Source organism: Pseudoalteromonas sp. Ld20 (assembly GCF_045064175.1).
In the GTDB taxonomy this organism is placed as follows: Bacteria; Pseudomonadota; Gammaproteobacteria; order Enterobacterales; family Alteromonadaceae; genus Pseudoalteromonas; species Pseudoalteromonas neustonica.
In genome coordinates this window covers 281,916-299,158 of the sequence record NZ_JBISHB010000041.1, presented here as the reverse complement: position 1 = coordinate 299,158, position 17,243 = coordinate 281,916, and the positions used below count along the sequence as shown (strand labels likewise).

Genomic DNA, 17,243 nt, shown 5'->3' with positions numbered 1-17,243 from the left:
TATGGAACAACCACAACTTACAACTTACCGCTTAAGGCTTAAAACTTACGGTGTAACTTCTCTAAAACTTTATTCTCGCTAACTTCCTTCTACTAACTTTACTTTATTCCAGACATAAAAAAACCTTACCATTTACATGGTAAGGTTTTTTTATTAAAGACGCGCTGCTTATTTAGCTGTGAAGCTTACTGGGCGACGTTCTTTACGAGGGCCGCTGCGCTTATCACCACGAGGGCCATCAGTGCGCTTTCTGTCACCTGATGGACGCTCAGAGCGTTCGCCACGTGGTTCAGCTGGGCCTTGATCTTGTGTAATTGTTAAGCCCATTGGACGTTTACAAATAAACACTTTTTGGAAATGATCAAGTACATCTTTTGGCATGTTTTGCGGTAATTGAACCGTACTGTGATTATCGTGTAAACGAATATCACCAATAAACTTGCTTGAGATATCAGCTTCGTTAGCGATAGCGCCAACAATGTTCTTAACTTGCACACCATGCTCACGACCTACTTCGATACGGTAAGTATCCATAGGGCCTGCATCACGGCTGTTACGTTCGCGAGGTTTACGCTCAGCGCGTTCACCACCACGCTCGCCGCCACGTTCGTTACGACGTCCGCGGTCACCGCGATCGTTACGTGGGTTGCGGTCGTTACGCTCGTTACGTTCACGAGGTTGAATCTTAACTTCTTCAACTTTAATTGGTGATTGTTGCTGTGCTAAACACAGTAACGCACCCGCTAGGTCTTCAGGAGCAAGTTCAAGTTTTTCAGCCATTTTAATAGCTACTTCATTGAAGAAGGTAATATCTTTGTTTTCAAGTGCGATAGCAAGTTTTGCTTGTAACGCTTCGATACGTTTTTCTTCAACTACTTTAGCTGTAGGCAATTCAACCTGTGCAATATCTGAATTCGTATGACGCATGATATTTTTAAGTAAATAGCGTTCATTGTGTTTTACGAATAAAATTGCTTTACCAGTACGACCAGCACGACCTGTACGACCGATACGGTGAACGTAGGCTTCAGAATCTTGTGGGATATCGTAGTTGATAACAAGGCTTAAACGGTCAACATCTAGACCACGTGCCGCAACGTCTGTTGCGATAACGATGTTCAACATGCCGCTTTTTAAGCGATCTACAGTGCGTTCACGTGCTTGCTGGTTCATATCACCATTAAGCGGAGCTACAGAGAAACCTTCGCGCTCTAATAACTCAGAAAGCTGTACTGTATCGTTACGAGTACGTACGAATACAATAGCGCCTTCATATTGCTCAGCTTCTAAAAAGCGAACAATGGCTTTATTCTTGTGTACGCTTGCATTCCAAAACACTTGCTCAACAGATGATACGGTTGAGTTACGCGCAGAAATATGAACCTGTTCAGGGTTATTCATATATTTGCTGCTGATGTTTTGAATTTGCTTAGGCATAGTCGCAGAGAAAAGACATGTTTGCTTTTCGCGCGGTGTTTTTTCCATGATGTTTTCAACATCATCGATAAAGCCCATACGTAACATTTCATCGGCTTCATCAAGTACCAATGCTTGTAAAGCATCAAACTTGATAGTGCCACGGTTAATATGATCGATTAAGCGACCTGGAGTAGCGACAATAACTTGCGCGCCACGACGAAGTGCACTTAGTTGGATACTGTAGCTCTGGCCACCATAAAGTGCCAATACTTCAATACCACGAACATGTTTAGCATATTGTTCGAATGCCTCAGCTACTTGGATCGCAAGCTCACGGGTTGGTGTGAGTACAAGGATCTGCGGCTGCTTCACAGACGGGTCAATATTATTAAGTAATGGCAGTGCAAATGCTGCGGTTTTACCTGTACCCGTTTGAGCTAGTCCCAGTACGTCCTTTCTTTCTAGCAATAACGGTATACATTGAGCTTGGATTTCAGATGGTGTCTTGTAACCCAACTCTTCAACTGCCTTCAAGATTGCAGGAGAAAGATTTAGAGATTCAAACGTGACTGGTTCTGACATTAATACGCCTCAACGAATTTAAAGAGGCGCGCATTGTATAGGATTTGTGAGGCAAATGCTTGTATAAATTACAACTAATTTATATGTGGTTGATGTTGATTGAAATTTAACCAGTTTGATTTTTGAGCAAGTCAAGCTGGTTAACATATTGGACACACAGTTATTGGTAAAGGCCGAGGTTTTCTTTTGCGTACGCTTCAAATTCTGTAAAGCCCCCAATGTGTTTTTGGTCAACAAATATTTGCGGTACAGTTGGGCAAGGCTTGCCTGCTGATTGCTCTAAGTCAGCTTTGCTAACACCTTCTTTGATTATATCAACATAGCGGTATTTAAAGTCATCGCGCTGGCTTGCTAATTTTTCAGCAACGTCTTTTGCACGAACACAGAATGGGCAGCCTTCACGGCCAAAAATTACAGTTAACATATCGCTCTCCTCGATTTGATTTAAAGTGATACTAATCACTAGATATAAAAATATACAGTGCAAAAAAACGATTGGACAGTTCTATTTTTATGATTTGAGGTTTTATGATTTGAGCAATTATAAGTGAGTCACTCGAGGGCACGCCATGGAGTGACTCACTTATGCTACGTTAAAAGGTTAAGCTAAAACCAATAGACGGGCGCATTTCAAAGTCATCTTCACTTTCTTTTATGATCAAATCATTGGTTGAGGTGATTTTTTGATAATCTAAATCTATGCTGCTGGTGTTTGCTTGGCCGTAGGCGTTCATTAACTCTAAAATTAACACGCCATCTAGGCCCCAGAAGTCCGTTGTGCGCTCAAAGCGTAAATCAAGGCGATGATATACATCAAAACGTTTTGAGAACGGGTCACCGTACTCGGGCAAAAAGCGGCCTTCAAATTCAGGGTTTTCTTTTACACCAATAATAGGGGTGTAAGTTTGACCACTGCGTGCTGTGAAGTTAAAGCCACCTTGCCACTTTTCACTGATTTGATAATTAAACACCATATTGACGACTAAAGGGGTGTCAGCGTAATAGTCTCGGGTGATGTTTTGGCGTTGATCAGTACGCTCACTTTTAGCATAGCTCACAGCGAGCCAGCCATACCATTTATCAGTTTTATTTTTATTAATTAATAAGTCAACACCGTAAGCACGCCCTGTGACATCGTTGCTGTAAAGCGTTGCTGCATCAGGGTAGTTATTTAATGCTAATGGTAAATCGTCCATGGTTTTATAATACCCTTCAACAGACCATGTCCAATCACCCGCAAGTTCTTGTGCAAAACCTAGACTGCCATGTTTTGAGGTTTGCGAACGTAAATTAGGGTTACCATGCTCTGGTAATATGTAGTCAACATCTTGCATACGGTTATAGTGGCCATATTTGGCGTTAATACTGTTACGATCATTAATAAAGTAGGTAAGCGCAAGGCGTGGCATAACAAAATCTTCATCGGTGTAATCATTGCTCTGATACTGTACACCAACTTCACTTTGCCATTGGTCATTGATATCCCAAATATGACTAGCACCAACAAAGTATTTATCAAGCGCGAGGCTGTCTTTCCCCGTGATGCGTTCGCCTTTATTTAAATCACAATCAGGGTCCAGCTCAGTACAAAGATACTGAAAGCCATTGTAACTGTAAGTTGTGTCGTTATCAAAATAAGCAGCATCAAATACAAGTTGCTGAGCTTTATTGATGCGCCAATTTAAGCGGCCTTTATAGGTGATTTGTTTTTCCTGTTCTTCTTCAAAAAAACCATCACTCAAGGTGGCGCGTTTACCGTATTCTAATCGCCCTGAATGATCGAGTGCACCAATACCTAACCGTAAACTAAAGTCTTTATTAAAGTGATCCCACAAAATACTTTGGCTGGTAAATTCGCGAATGAAATCAGCATCTCCTTGATATTCTGGATTTTTTAGTGATAATTCGGCACGCTGATTAAAACCTGCTGCAACTGAATCTTTAGCGCCTGTAAATGATACCGTAAGTGCATTTTTATCATTGATGTCCCAAATCCACTTTCCTTGATAGTCATGATCATCAGGCGCATCGTTAATGGTGACACCACTGAGCTCTCCATCGTCATCTTCAAGCTCTTCACCCTTTGAGAAAAATAGGGGTAAGGTACTTTTTCGCCCTGATAAATAAAATGCGGTGTTTTCTGTTAACTGTCCTTCCATAAAAACACCGGCATTAAACATTGTAAAATCCAGTGTGGTTGTAATCGGTTGGTACTTTGGGTTACGCAGTGTTACATCAAATACGGCACCAGTGGCATTGCTATAGCTGGAACCGTAGCCTGCAGAGTAAAGCTGGAAATCTTGAATTAAATAACGATTAAAAATAGAGCTGCCAAAATCATGAAAGATATAGCCTGCAGGCATAAAGTCAACTTCAAATAGGTTGTCATCAGGTGATGAACCACGTACAGCTGGCTCACTCATTGAGCCACCCGCAGCAACTACACCTGGTAATGCAAAAACAGCACGTAGCGGGTCGCCCATTGCGCCGGGCATAGTGACTAATTTTTCGGTGTTTTCTGTTATTTCACTGGTGATACTGCTGCGTTTATAGACAACGTCTATATGTTCCATTGTGTCTTTATTTGTTGATGTATTAGTATTTGCCTGCGCTAAAAGTGGCAAACAAAGGGCAAGCGGTGTTAAACGAAAAAGTGTGTGCAGTTGGTTGGCTATCATGTCTCTTCCATGGTTGTGAACAAATGTGATTGCCACGTATGATAGAGATAAAAATCGTATAAATGCTTAGAAAAATGTTGTGAATATGTACCTAAATGTAGGGAGCTGTTACAAAATGTTTCGTGGTTTATAAAGCATTTATTTTTATGCCAAGTTCACTTGAATACCCCATTGAGCGTGCGGTGATTTGTAACTGTTCGTTGATGATATAATAAGTTGGAAACGCGCTTATTTTATAATTGCTTTGAGTATGGCGATCACCTAATAGAATTGGCATTGTTAAGTTAAGATCTGATACAAAATCAACTACTTCCTGTGGGTTTCTATAATCAAGCGCAATACCAATTGCATTAATATTAGAGTCCTCTGTTACAGATTCTAGATTCGGCATACTGTATCGACAAATAGTACACCATGGTGCAAAGAAATAAACGACGGTGGTTTTGCCTTTTAGCATCGCAATATTGATCCGTTGCTCGCTGTCATTAACTAGGGGTAAATTAAAATACGGGGCAGGGCTGTTGCTTGTCGCGAGTAAATTGCGCTGCTGATATGCTGTAACTGCAAAAAAGACCACAGCAATGATGATTATGTTGATCATCAAGCTTTTTACTTTTTTCATATTTATCTCTGTGATTAATTTTTTAGTTTATTTTAACCTTGAAAAGTAAACATCGCACCCTTATTAATTTGAGTAGGCAAAAGTAGTTTTGAAAAAATAAAATATTTTTTCAAAATAATCTTGAAAACAATTTTGCCGTCCATATATAGTTTAGTGAGGACGCCTGATGGGTCCCAATTAAACAGAAGTAATTGAAATTTATATTATTAATTAAACTTTGCCTGTGCTTGTTCAATGGAAAAGCACTTGCAAAATATCGCTTAAATATGAGGATGTTATTATGCGTACAGTAGATTTATCACCACTTTATCGTTCATTCATCGGCTTTGATCATTTAGCATCTTTAATGGATGCGGCAGCTCGTACTGATAAGCAGCCAAGTTTCCCTCCGTATAATATTGAGGCACTCGATGAAGACAAATATCGTATTACTATGGCCGTTGCTGGTTTTAGTGATAATGAGCTGACTATTGAGTCAGAAAACAACACTTTAAAAGTTGCAGGCATTAAAGACAATAAAGATGAGAGCGCACAGCGCAAGTTTATTCATCAAGGCATTGCTGAGCGTAACTTTGAGCGTAAATTCCAATTGGGTGATCATGTAAAAGTGCTCGGTGCGGACTTAGCTAATGGTTTGTTAAGTATCGACTTACAGCGTGAAATCCCTGAAGCACTTAAGCCACGTAAGATTGAAATTGGCAGTGGCAACCTGCTAGAAGGTAAATAACCAGCCCTTTGATATTATTTTTCCCCTGATTTAATGTTATTTTTAGCCGCCTCTTTTGAGGCGGTTTTTTGTTTTCTGTGCGTAAAGCTCACCTCCGCGCGCATTTAAGGGTATTAGGTCAGTTGCTACCTTTGCTTTCTAACTTGGCTTGCATATTTTTTAGAACGGCTATTTTATCAATAGCCTCTTGTAACTGCGTTTGCGGGAGTCCATGTTGACGTCCTTTTTCAAGTAGGTTTTCTAGCTTTACTATTTTTTCTTTTGCTGCAATAACAAAACGTTGTTCAAGCCGTGTTTGCTGTTCGTTATGAAAGTCTAAGTAAGCTTGATGATCTAATATGTCACCTTCAAAATTGGCTGCGTTGACGGTTTTCTTTGTTATATTGGGTATATAATGAGGTGTTGTTATAGGCGTTTGTGACTGACGGCTATTGATAGTATTTACTGCCATATGGCTTTTGCTAGTGGAATTTACAACTGTTTGGTTTTTGCTTGGTGCTTTTGAATCAAAACTGATATTTGTGATGGGTAGTGACGGGGTTATATGTGGTGTCGATACAGTAACATCATTGATATATTTATGCTCTGAGAAAAAATTCACGGCTAAAAAAATTAAGCAAATAATGCCACTAATAATAAAAATAATTTTTTTGTTCATAACAGTATTGCATTTTGTTGTTGCCAAGCTAGCCAGTTTTGTTGATAACTGTGCTTTGCTTTTTGTATTGCAATGGCTTTTTTAGCTTGGTATATAACGGTTTCGTCTGCCGAGGTAAAATATTTATAGTGGTGGTTATTGCTCATTATTACCACCCATAAACCGTCAGGTGATCGAATCACGTGGGATAGTTCATCTTCTTTTTGTGTAAAAGCCAATTGTATGACCCAATTACTTTTATTTTTACGGGTTAGCATATTTTGATACTGAGCATAAATATCATGCTGCTTAAAAGATGTTAATGCCTGAGTGAATGAGCTGTTATGTACCGCTTTTCTAAATTTAATCGCATCTTCTCGGCTTGTAAATTCAACTCCGTAAGCAGTAACGTTATTTAGATATTTAAATCTTTTTTTATTTGCTTGGTAGTAAATTTTAATTTCTTCGTCAGATATTTGCTGCTCAAGGCTATCAAGAATAGGGCTTTGTACGTGCATCATGTTTTTAATACCTAGCCAGCTTTGAATTGAAGGGCGTAAAATTTCGCCTTTAGCTAATTCCTGCAAGTGGTCAATATTTATCCCTTTTTTTAAAAGTAGTGGTGTTGCAGCTAAAAGAGCAGCATTAAATTGCCGCTTTTTAAGCACTTCACTTCTAAATAAATTACTATCACCTTGGTGTAGTCTAAAGCGTACTTGCATAGATAGCGGTGTAATAAAATCATAAAGAGTAATAGGGTTTACAAACAGTTTATTTAAACTAGTTCGCTGTAATTTAATTACTTGTTCGGCAGTATATTTACCATCTGCTGGGTAGTTAGCTAATACTTGAATAAGCCATTGGGTAGTGTATTGCGTAAAATTAACCGTTTTTATATTATGCCCAGATAAACTCAGTTGAGAGTTAAATATGTTCATTAAATAGCGCTCAACATGATATTGCGTACTAAAGCCAACCTCTGATTGACGTGCTATCAGTTCAGGCATGTTTTGTTCAGCTTGCTGTAGTAAAAATTGGTTCTCAAATACGCGGGTACGAACCTCTTTGATGCTAATGTTCGTATTATGTTGTTTATATACTTGATGCATAAAGCGAACTTCCGCATTAGTATATTGGTTAAATGATGCCACTGTTAAGGGGCTATAAAGCACCCCTAATAGTAACAACAAGATTGTAGTCAATCCTTTCATTGGCGAGCTACCATCGCATGATTAAGTAAATGTACGACCATTGCAATAGCATGGGGAATAACCTGTTTTGCTGTATCTAAACGGTCGTAGTGATCTTTTGAATTAAGTACAATACCGCCTTGGGAATAAGAAAATGCTCCTCCTTGTGTTAGTAAAGGTCGAACATCTTGGCTGTTAATATCCAGTGCTGAAAATGTTTGCATTGCTTGTGTGATCAAAGCAGTGTCATTCAGTTTTTCTTGATCGTAGTAGTCTTTTACCCAACTTTCCCAGCTTGAATGATTTAGATCTGATGTTGTCCAGGTATGGTGTGGTTGCAGTAAATCAGTGGTATGGAAAACAAAACCTAATACTTGCGGGTTCCCGCTTTGTAAATAACTTTGATACCAATATTGACCTAAGTTATCAATGGGTTGAAATGGCATTTCTTCAAAATCATCGTACATGCTATAGGTAGAATCGCTGTCGATTCTATAATTGGCTTCAGTCACACCATAGCTATTATATTTTGACGAATCAGCATTAAACCAACCTGTCTCGCCTCCTTTTCCATCGTCAAGGTAGTCACCTTTTAACCACGCTGATGCTAGGTTATCAACAGTGCCCCATACAGTCAGCTTTTGGTAATTATAGCCGCCAAAGTCGTTACCATGTTGATCTGCACCTTGTGTATGATTTTGAAAGTGCCAATAGCTTGTGTATTTAACAATACTTTCAGCTGCTCCCCAGACAGGAGCTTGTACGCATGAACCTGTGACTGCGCCACAAAAAAACGTATCTTCAAAGTCATCTACATCATAGGCGGCTTGACCGAGTACGTCAGCTAGTTGTGTTATGGTCATATTATTTTGCTGAGCATAGCGACTCAACGCCAAAAATTCCGTGCTACTTGGGTGCTGCTGCATATAATTTACGGCATCAATAACAATGCGCTTATGTGTTTCTTGGCTAAACGCTTGAGCTTGGCTAGTACTTAAAAGTAATAGTGCTGTTAAAAGCTGTTTTTTCATCGTGTTCTCATAGTGTTGTGAAGTAATTACTAATATTAAAAAGTAGAGTAGTTACACTATAATGACAAATTAATTAAACATTAAATTAACAATATTACCTATTTTGATACTTTGGTGCTAGGCCTGTTTATCTTTCGAGGTTGAATTTGCAGCAGTGTGTTTGGTTTTTAGGCAAGGCAGAGTCAATGATGTGTGGTTATTCCCCATAGGCGATAACTCAGTATAAATGCCAAACATGCGCTGCCCAAAGGGTTCTTCCTAGGGGTACACGGATGTAGGTAAGGGGCGTGAGCAGGACGCACAAGCTTTGCTCGGTTTTTACTTAGCCCGCTCGATTACAAACCTCGCGCCGCGATTAAATCGCCCCTAGATTGAATAAGTTTCAATCCACAAAGGTCAACAGGCCCTAGAGTTTTTCTATATTAGTTAAGCACCACTGCGCTCTTTTTAAAGTTGCCGATTGTTGAGTTTCGTTTTGCTTTTGCCAATTTTTATAGACCATACCTATGCGTGGGTTACGCGATAAGCGGGCTTCGTGGGTATGCATAAATAGCCAATATAAACTATTAAACGGGCAGGCCGTTTCTTCACTTTTTTGTTTGACGTTATAATGACAACCTTTACAGTAATCACTCATTTTGTTTATGTAGTTTCCGCTCGAAGCATACGGTTTTGTTGCAATTAGCCCACCATCAGCAAACTGGCTCATTCCTCGTGTGTTAGGCATTTCTACCCATTCAATGGCGTCGATATAAATTCCTAAATACCAGTTATCTACGTCATCAGGCTTGATGCCGGTCAATAAGCAGAAGTTGCCTGTGATCATCAATCGTTGAATGTGATGCGCATATGCTGTGTCTAAACTTTGATCGATTGCCTGCTTCATGCAGTTCATTTTTGTGTTACCGTGCCAAAAATAATCGGGCAATGCCCGTTTTGCATTTAGTTCGTTTTTAGTCGCGTAGTCTGGCATATTTTGCCAATAAACACCCCTTACGTATTCTCGCCAACCTAAAATCTGCCTAATAAACCCCTCAACTTGCGCCAAGTTAATTTCATTTTTTCGCTTATCAAATTCACTCAACACTTGGTTAATAACGTGCATTGGATGCAACATTTTTGTGTTAAGGGCAAAAGCGATACGACTGTGATAAAGGCTCCATTTGTGTGATGTTTGACACGTCATGGCATCTTGAAACTGACCAAAATGAGGTAAAAGGTGGGTGCAAAAGTAATCTAGTAGTTGTTTTGCTTGATTGCGACTCGTAGGCCATAAAAGAGTTGAAGAGCAATGACCTAGTGTACTTATTTTATGATTGTTAATTCGCCGTAAAATAATTTCAATATCATTACTGAATACTTTAGGTTCAGGGATTGTTGCTAAGTCGGCTTTCTTTAATTTATTACGATTGTCTTGATCAAAGTTCCATTGTCCGCCTTGTGGTGCGCCATCTTTCATTAAGATATTAAAGCGTTTGCGCATCATGCGGTAAAAGAACTCCATTTTCACATGTTTATCTTTTTTAAAGTGGGCGCTAATATCACTGTAAGGTAATAGAAAATGTTCGCTATCACAGGCGCTTACTTTCAAAGATATGTGTGATTCTAACTGCTGCATTTGCTGATATAGCCGATATTCATCTGGATACTGATACTGGATTTCCTGGCATTGGTATTGCTCAGCTAAACGCTTTAAAAGAGTTGTAATGGACTCATCATGTTGGGTGTCATCAAGGGTTAAATGCAACACATTTAATTGTGATTTTTTAAGGGCACTGGCAAAGTTTTCCATAGCTGAAAAAAATGCTGCGACTTTTTGTATATGATGCTTTACATAATTAGTCTCTTGTTTTAATTCAGCAATGACATAAAGGTATTGCGCTTGGTTTTCTTCTTTATACCAAGTGTGATTTGCATTGAGCTGGTCGCCAAAAATAAATCGTAATATTTTATATGCCATAAACTTAACCTAAAACACTTTTATACGATTGACCTCTAAAGTTGGATCTCATTATGTAAGGCGTGCTGGCCAAAGCGTTCTTCCTAGTCTTTGTTGCTCGGTTTTTACTTAGCCCGCTAGGTTACAAACTTCGCGCCGCGATTAAATCGCCTCCATATCTACGCAGATTGGTATTAACCCCCTGTGAAACGCTGAAGTTTGCATCTTGAGGTTGTTTGTATATAAATGTGGTATAAAAAGAAATTCAAACAAAGGAATGTAATCTGTGATTAATCGTCAGTACCATAGTGAAATATTAAAAATTGCTTTATCTTGCCTGATTACCCTTTGTTACGTGGGGCCTTTACATGCCAACGTTTATAAATGTGAGACCAAAGGGGTTGTGGAATTTAGTCAATTTCCATGCGGGGAAAATGCTGAGTTTATTGTTGTAAAAGAACAAAAAAGCGTACCTACACCAAAAGTTATACTGGAGGCAACGGGGGAGTCTGATATTGATAGCTATATTCGTTTGAAACAGATTGACGCGCAGATCCAACAACATCAAGATAAGATCGATACACTTAGCGTTAAAATGAATAAAATAATTGCAGCGTTAGTAAATCAATCTGATGCGCAGATTAATAACTTATCGGGTGCAAAAAAGGATATTGCAATAGCAAATCAAATGACTAACGCTTCACAACGATTTACTGTGTTAATTGAACGTGAACAGCATGACATTGATCGTTTAGTCAGTGAAAAAAAACATTTAAAAGAAAACCAAAACAGTGATGTTAAAAGTACACAAACGCCACAGAGTAAAGGTATAGATTCATTTATTCGTTTACAGACAATTAAGCGAGAGATGCAAAGGCATCAGGCAAAAATAAATACATATCAAATCAACATGAACCAGCAAATATCAGCGCTTGAGGATGAGGTAAGTGAACAGCCAACGAATATCACGGATGCGACTTATGATGATTCATTATCCAGAAGGATGGAGGCGGTAACATCTAAGTATCATACATTAATAGACGTAGAGCAGCGTCAGATCGATAGACTTCATTCTGAAATGATTAGCTTACAGTAATCACACGGCATCAATTGGTTCGTCATATATATTGCTCAACGCTGTGATGATATTTGCTTTTTAATTGTTTATTGAGAGATACGATACTGGGTTTGATTATTGCAATGCTATGCAATAATTGTTGTTTATCGTGAGTGTTTATCCCATGGATTTCGATTGTGTTTTCTTTACTAGTTTTTGGTTGCTAATTACAGCAACCCTCTTTATAATAGGCGCTATTGTTTAGCTTAGCTTACTTTTGCTAAATATGTATCAAGGACACTTGATGCTAGTTGTCGCGGGATGGAGCAGTCTGGTAGCTCGTCGGGCTCATAACCCGAAGGTCGTCGGTTCAAATCCGGCTCCCGCAACCACAACTTTGAGTAGCGATTTTTTGTTACTGATTTGAAATCGCGCATTCTATGTAATGCGCGTTTTGCGTTTAAGCAGTTGTGCTTATTCAGGTGGCCTTTAGCTACCCGCAACCAAGCTTGGCCCATGGCCACACAGTTTTATGCTTTAGGTGTGACGCCCCGCTTGGTTCGGGGCGTTGTTGTATCTGCACCACTTGGTTTTATACCAAGGAATAAGTTAAGTATTTTAGGGCTATAAGCCCTTTTTTTGTTTGTATGGAGGATTTTCGTGACAAAACTTGAGCAAGATTTATTAACCATGCTTTCACCGTCAGTAGAGATGTTAGGCTTTGAATTACATGGTCTTGAGTTTGTGCAAGCCGGTCGCCATTCTACGCTTAGAGTCTACATTGATCATGAAGCGGGGATTTCAGTCGATAATTGTGCTGACGCAAGTCGTCAAATTAGCGCAATTTTAGACGTCGAAGACCCAATTACAAACGAATATGATTTGGAAGTGTCGTCTCCGGGTGTTGATCGTCTATTATTCAAACAAGACCATTACGAGAAGGCGCAAGGAGAGGAAGTACGCGTACGTACTAAACTTCCACAGGATGGTCGTCGTAATTTTAAAGGCGACTTAGTATCAGTTAGCAGTGATATGATCACACTATCAAGTGATGGTGCTGAGCATCTAATCATGCTGAGCAACGTTGAACGTGCGAACATCATCGCAAAGTTTTAATACGAGTGCGAAGGAATAGGGCAAGCGAGGCATTACCCATGGCAAAAGAGATATTATTGGTTGCTGAAGCCGTTTCCAATGAGAAAGCGGTTCCAAAAGAAAAGATTTTCGAAGCGTTAGAGTTCGCATTAGCGACAGCGACTAAGAAAAAACATATTGGCGAAATTGAAGTTCGTGTAGCAATTGACCGTAAAACGGGTGACTACGACACATTTCGTCGTTGGCAGATTGCTCCAGTACTTGAAGATGGTTCACTTGAAAACCCATACAGCGAAATTACATTAGAAGCTGCACAAGTTGAAGATGAAAATCTACAAATGGGTGACTTTGTTGAAGAGCAAATTGAATCAATCAAGTTTGATCGAATCACAACACAAATGGCCAAACAGGTAATCGTACAAAAAGTACGTGAAGCTGAACGCGCATTAGTAGTTGAAGCATATAAAGATCAAGAAGGCGAGTTAGTAACGGGTGTTGTAAAAAAAGCAACGCGTGATGCAATCGTGCTTGATTTAGGTAATAATGCAGAAGCGGTAATTTACCGTGATGACATGTTACCTCGTGAAAACTTCCGTCCAGGCGATCGTATTCGTGGTCTACTTTACGAAGTAAAACCAGAAGCACGCGGCGCACAGTTATTTGTAACGCGCTCTAAGCCTGAAATGCTGATGGAGTTGTTCCGCATTGAGGTGCCAGAAATTGGCGAAGAGATGATTGAATTACGTGCCGCTGCACGTGATCCAGGTTCACGTGCTAAAATCGCTGTAAAATCTAACGACAAACGTATTGATCCAATTGGTGCGTGTGTTGGTATGCGTGGCGCACGTGTACAAGCTGTGTCTACAGAGCTTGGTGGTGAACGTGTTGATATCGTACTATATGACGATAATCCAGCACAGTTTGTTATCAATGCAATGTCACCGGCTGAAGTTGCATCTATCGTAATGGATGAAGATACGCATTCTATGGATATCGCTGTTGAAGCTGATAACCTAGCACAAGCAATTGGTCGTAACGGTCAAAACGTTCGTCTTGCTAGCCAGTTAACTGGTTGGGAATTAAACGTAATGACAGTTGAAGACATGCGTACTAAGAACGAAGCTGAGTCAGACAAGCTAATTAACTTATTTACACAAAACCTTGATATCGATGATGATTTTGCGTCATTGCTTATTAATGAAGGTTTCTCAACACTTGAAGAAGTAGCCTATGTACCAGCTGCTGAGTTTTTAGAAATTGATGGTTTAGATGAAGAAATGGTTGATTTACTTCGTTCGCGTGCAAAAGATGCATTAACAACGAAAGCATTGAAAACAGAAGAAAGCCTTGAAGGTGCAGAGCCTGCTGAAGATTTATTAGCACTTGAAGGGTTAGAACGTCACCTAGCGTTTGTTATGGCAAGCAAAGGGGTTGTTACGTTAGAAGATTTAGCAGAGCAAGGTATTGACGAATTAGTAGATATTACAGAGCTTTCTTCTGAGAAAGCGGGTGAGCTAATTATGGCTGCACGTAATATTTGTTGGTTCGCAGACGAGTAATTTATTAACGGAGGTATTAGAGACTATGGCAGAAGTAAATGTTGAAAAACTAGCCGGGGATATTGGTACAACTGTTGATAAATTACTTCAACAACTATCGCAAGCCGGTATCACTAAGCAAGCAGGTGATAATGTAACCGAAGCTGAAAAAGCAACGTTACTTGATCACTTAAGCAAGCAACATGGCGGCACAGGCTCAGATGGCCCTGCACGTATGACTTTACAACGTAAGAGCAAAAGCACACTGAGTGTAACTGGCTCTACAGGTCAAGCAAAGTCTGTACAGGTTGAGGTTCGCAAAACCCGTACTTACGTGAAGAAAAGCGCTATTGAGCAAGAGCAAGAACAAGCACGTATAGCAGCTGAAGAAGCCGCTCGTCGTGAAGTTGAGCAAAAGGCAGCGCAAGAAGCTGCTGAGCTTAAAGCAAAACAAGATGCAGAGCGTAAAGCCAAAGAAGAGGCTGACCGTAAAGCAAAAGAGGAAGCTAAACGTAAAGCAGATGCTGAACGTGCAGCAAAACAGAAGCAGATGACCCCAGAGCAAAGCGCTAAGTCAGAGAAAGATCGCGTTGAAGCTGAGCGTCTGCAAAAAGAAGCAGAAGAGGCCGCATTGAAGAAAGCTGAAGAAGAAGCGAAACGTCAAGCAGAAGAAGCAAGAAAGCTAGCTGAAGAAAACTCAGCACGCTGGAAGAAAGAAGAAGAAGAACGTAAGAAACGCGAAGAGACAGCGGATCACCATCTTACGACTTCAACTTACGCACGTGAAGCAGAAGATGTTGCCGATGCTCGTGATGAGCAAGGTACACGCCGTGCGAAGAAAAAGAAAAAAGCCCCAGCGAAAGAGAAGTTTTCTCCTTCGAGAGGCAAAAAAGGTAAGCTAAAAGCACCAGCATCATTACAGCACGGTTTCCAAAAACCAACTGTTGATGTTAAAAACGAAGTGCGTATTAGTGAAACAATTACAGTCGCTGAGCTTGCATCACGCATGGCAGTTAAAGGCGCTGAAGTTGTTAAAACAATGATGAAAATGGGTGACATGGTTACTATTAACCAAGTGATTGACCAAGAAGCTGCACAGTTAGTTGCAGAAGAAATGGGTCACAAGGTTATCATTGTTAAAGAAAATGAATTAGAGCAAACAGTACTAAATGACCGCCATGAAGATGGTAAGTCTGAGCCTCGTGCTCCAGTAGTAACTGTAATGGGTCACGTTGACCATGGTAAAACATCAACACTTGATTACATTCGCTCAGCGAAAGTGGCATCAGGTGAAGCGGGTGGTATCACACAGCATATTGGTGCTTATCATGTTGATGTTAATGGCAACATGATCACGTTCTTAGATACTCCAGGTCACGCGGCGTTTACATCAATGCGTGCTCGTGGTGCTAAAGCGACTGATATTGTAATCCTAGTGGTAGCAGCAGATGATGGTGTAATGCCACAGACTAAAGAAGCAGTACAGCATGCGCGTGCAGCTGGCGTTCCTTTAATCATTGCTGTTAACAAAATGGATAAAGAAGGCGTAGACCCAGATCGCGTTAAGAATGAGCTTGCTCAACTAGACGTTATTCCTGAAGAGTGGGGCGGTGATACACAGTACGTGCATATTTCTGCTAAAACTGGTTTAGGTATTGATGAGCTTCTAGAAGCGGTATTAAACCAATCTGAACTACTTGAGCTTACAGCCCCAAGTGTTGGTATGGCGGCTGGTGTTGTTATTGAATCTCGTCTTGATAAAGGCCGTGGTCCAGTTGCATCTGTACTTGTTCAATCAGGTACGCTTAATCAAGGTGACATTGTATTATGTGGTCTTGAGTATGGTCGTGTTCGTGCAATGCGCGATGAGAACGGTAAAGACATTCGCTCTGCAGGTCCTTCTATCCCAGTTGAAATCCTAGGTTTATCAGGCATTCCAGCTGCTGGTGATGAAGCAACTGTTGTTAAAGATGAGCGTAAAGCGCGTGAAGTTGCACTTTACCGTCAAGGTAAATTCCGTGATGTTAAGTTAGCGCGTCAGCAAAAAGCGAAGCTTGAAAACATGTTTACTAACATGACTGAAGGCGATGTGTCTGAAGTTAATGTAGTACTTAAAGCAGACGTTCAGGGTTCTATCGAAGCGATTTCTGATTCATTGACTAGATTGTCAACAGATGAAGTTAAAGTGAAGATTGTTGGTTCTGGTGTTGGTGGTATCACTGAGACAGATGCAACACTTGCTGCAGCATCTAACGCAATCGTGGTTGGCTTTAACGTTCGTGCTGATGCATCTGCTCGTAAAGTGATTGAGACTGAAAACTTAGATTTACGTTATTACAGTGTAATCTACAGCTTGATTGACGAAGTTAAACAAGCCATGTCTGGCATGTTAGCACCTGAGTTCAAGCAAGAGATCATTGGTCTTGCTCAAGTACGTGACGTATTTAAGTCACCAAAAATTGGCGCTATCGCTGGTTGTATGGTTACTGAAGGTACGATTAAGCGTAGCGCGCCAATTCGTGTATTACGTGAAAACGTGGTTATCTACGAAGGTGAGCTTGAGTCACTGCGTCGCTTTAAAGACGATGTTGCTGATGTTCGTAACGGCATGGAATGTGGTATCGGCGTTAAGAACTACAACGACGTTCGCGTTGGTGACCAAATCGAAGTATTCGAGACAGTTGAAGTACAACGTACTCTTTAATTGCTCGTAAGCTAAGATTATAAA

Annotated in this window: 13 protein-coding genes and 1 tRNA gene; 6 read left to right on the top strand and 8 right to left on the bottom strand. The window is 40.2% G+C overall.

Annotated elements, in window-relative coordinates:
- Positions 1-168: 168 nt before the first annotated feature.
- From ACJJVX_RS16975 to ACJJVX_RS16960, 4 genes are all read right to left on the bottom strand, one after another.
- Positions 169-2,001, bottom strand: coding sequence for a DEAD/DEAH box helicase (locus ACJJVX_RS16975; protein WP_054206034.1), 1,833 nt, complete (start codon positions 1,999-2,001; stop codon positions 169-171).
- A 160-nt stretch (positions 2,002-2,161) separates the two neighbouring features.
- A complete protein-coding gene (locus ACJJVX_RS16970) occupies positions 2,162-2,425 on the bottom strand; it encodes a GrxA family glutaredoxin (protein ID WP_054206033.1) in 264 nt (87 codons plus the stop codon).
- Positions 2,426-2,594: 169 nt separating this feature from the next.
- Positions 2,595-4,679 carry a TonB-dependent receptor plug domain-containing protein gene (locus ACJJVX_RS16965; protein WP_405632549.1) on the bottom strand — a complete coding sequence of 695 codons (2,085 nt, stop codon included), beginning with the start codon at positions 4,677-4,679 and terminating at the stop codon, positions 2,595-2,597.
- Between the two features lie 127 nt (positions 4,680-4,806).
- Positions 4,807-5,301, bottom strand: coding sequence for a TlpA disulfide reductase family protein (locus ACJJVX_RS16960; RefSeq protein ID WP_054206032.1), 495 nt, complete (start codon positions 5,299-5,301; stop codon positions 4,807-4,809).
- A gap of 280 nt (positions 5,302-5,581) precedes the next feature.
- Here ACJJVX_RS16960 and ACJJVX_RS16955 point away from each other — a divergent pair, with 280 nt between their 5' ends.
- A complete protein-coding gene (locus tag ACJJVX_RS16955; protein WP_054206031.1) occupies positions 5,582-6,028 on the top strand; it encodes an Hsp20 family protein in 447 nt (148 codons plus the stop codon).
- Positions 6,029-6,146: 118 nt separating this feature from the next.
- Here ACJJVX_RS16955 and ACJJVX_RS16950 read toward each other — a convergent pair whose 3' ends face one another.
- From ACJJVX_RS16950 to ACJJVX_RS16935, 4 genes are all read right to left on the bottom strand, one after another.
- Positions 6,147-6,686 (bottom strand): hypothetical protein, encoded by a 540-nt coding sequence (locus ACJJVX_RS16950; RefSeq protein WP_054206030.1) that lies wholly within the window; start codon positions 6,684-6,686, stop codon positions 6,147-6,149.
- Positions 6,683-7,876, bottom strand: coding sequence for a peptidyl-prolyl cis-trans isomerase (locus ACJJVX_RS16945; protein WP_054455205.1), 1,194 nt, complete (start codon positions 7,874-7,876; stop codon positions 6,683-6,685). The genes ACJJVX_RS16950 and ACJJVX_RS16945 overlap by 4 nt, the downstream gene beginning before the upstream one ends.
- A complete protein-coding gene (locus tag ACJJVX_RS16940) occupies positions 7,873-8,886 on the bottom strand; it encodes a phospholipase (protein ID WP_054455203.1) in 1,014 nt (337 codons plus the stop codon). Before ACJJVX_RS16940 ends, ACJJVX_RS16945 begins: the two co-directional genes overlap by 4 nt.
- Positions 8,887-9,292: 406 nt before the next feature.
- Positions 9,293-10,846 (bottom strand): cryptochrome/photolyase family protein, encoded by a 1,554-nt coding sequence (locus ACJJVX_RS16935; RefSeq protein WP_169327709.1) that lies wholly within the window; start codon positions 10,844-10,846, stop codon positions 9,293-9,295.
- A 382-nt stretch (positions 10,847-11,228) separates the two neighbouring features.
- Between ACJJVX_RS16935 and ACJJVX_RS16930 the strand changes: the two genes are divergently transcribed.
- The 5 genes from ACJJVX_RS16930 to infB all read left to right on the top strand — a co-directional run bounded on the left by ACJJVX_RS16930 (position 11,229) and on the right by infB (position 17,219).
- On the top strand, positions 11,229-11,921 hold the full coding sequence (locus ACJJVX_RS16930; protein WP_405632544.1) for a hypothetical protein: 693 nt from the start codon (positions 11,229-11,231) through the stop codon (positions 11,919-11,921).
- Positions 11,922-12,197: 276 nt separating this feature from the next.
- Positions 12,198-12,274, top strand: a tRNA-Met gene (locus ACJJVX_RS16925).
- Between the two features lie 268 nt (positions 12,275-12,542).
- Positions 12,543-12,998, top strand: a complete 456-nt coding sequence (rimP, locus tag ACJJVX_RS16920; protein ID WP_054206025.1) for a ribosome maturation factor RimP — start codon at positions 12,543-12,545, stop codon at positions 12,996-12,998.
- 38 nt (positions 12,999-13,036) lie between these two features.
- Positions 13,037-14,536 (top strand): transcription termination factor NusA, encoded by a 1,500-nt coding sequence (nusA, locus tag ACJJVX_RS16915; RefSeq protein WP_054206024.1) that lies wholly within the window; start codon positions 13,037-13,039, stop codon positions 14,534-14,536.
- Between the two features lie 25 nt (positions 14,537-14,561).
- Positions 14,562-17,219 (top strand): translation initiation factor IF-2, encoded by a 2,658-nt coding sequence (gene infB, locus ACJJVX_RS16910; protein WP_054206023.1) that lies wholly within the window; start codon positions 14,562-14,564, stop codon positions 17,217-17,219.
- The last annotated feature ends 24 nt before the right edge of the window (positions 17,220-17,243 follow it).

Bases quoted from the DNA above. Each gene is read 5' to 3' on its own strand.
- ACJJVX_RS16975 (WP_054206034.1), bottom strand. From the start codon at position 2,001: ATGTCAGAACCAGTCACGTTTGAATCTCTAAATCTTTCTCCTGCAATC.
- ACJJVX_RS16970 (WP_054206033.1), bottom strand. From the start codon at position 2,425: ATGTTAACTGTAATTTTTGGCCGTGAAGGCTGCCCATTCTGTGTTCGT.
- ACJJVX_RS16965 (WP_405632549.1), bottom strand. From the start codon at position 4,679: ATGATAGCCAACCAACTGCACACACTTTTTCGTTTAACACCGCTTGCC.
- ACJJVX_RS16960 (WP_054206032.1), bottom strand. From the start codon at position 5,301: ATGAAAAAAGTAAAAAGCTTGATGATCAACATAATCATCATTGCTGTG.
- ACJJVX_RS16955 (WP_054206031.1), top strand. From the start codon at position 5,582: ATGCGTACAGTAGATTTATCACCACTTTATCGTTCATTCATCGGCTTT.
- ACJJVX_RS16950 (WP_054206030.1), bottom strand. From the start codon at position 6,686: ATGAACAAAAAAATTATTTTTATTATTAGTGGCATTATTTGCTTAATT.
- ACJJVX_RS16945 (WP_054455205.1), bottom strand. From the start codon at position 7,876: ATGAAAGGATTGACTACAATCTTGTTGTTACTATTAGGGGTGCTTTAT.
- ACJJVX_RS16940 (WP_054455203.1), bottom strand. From the start codon at position 8,886: ATGAAAAAACAGCTTTTAACAGCACTATTACTTTTAAGTACTAGCCAA.
- ACJJVX_RS16935 (WP_169327709.1), bottom strand. From the start codon at position 10,846: ATGGCATATAAAATATTACGATTTATTTTTGGCGACCAGCTCAATGCA.
- nusA (WP_054206024.1), top strand. From the start codon at position 13,037: ATGGCAAAAGAGATATTATTGGTTGCTGAAGCCGTTTCCAATGAGAAA.
- infB (WP_054206023.1), top strand. From the start codon at position 14,562: ATGGCAGAAGTAAATGTTGAAAAACTAGCCGGGGATATTGGTACAACT.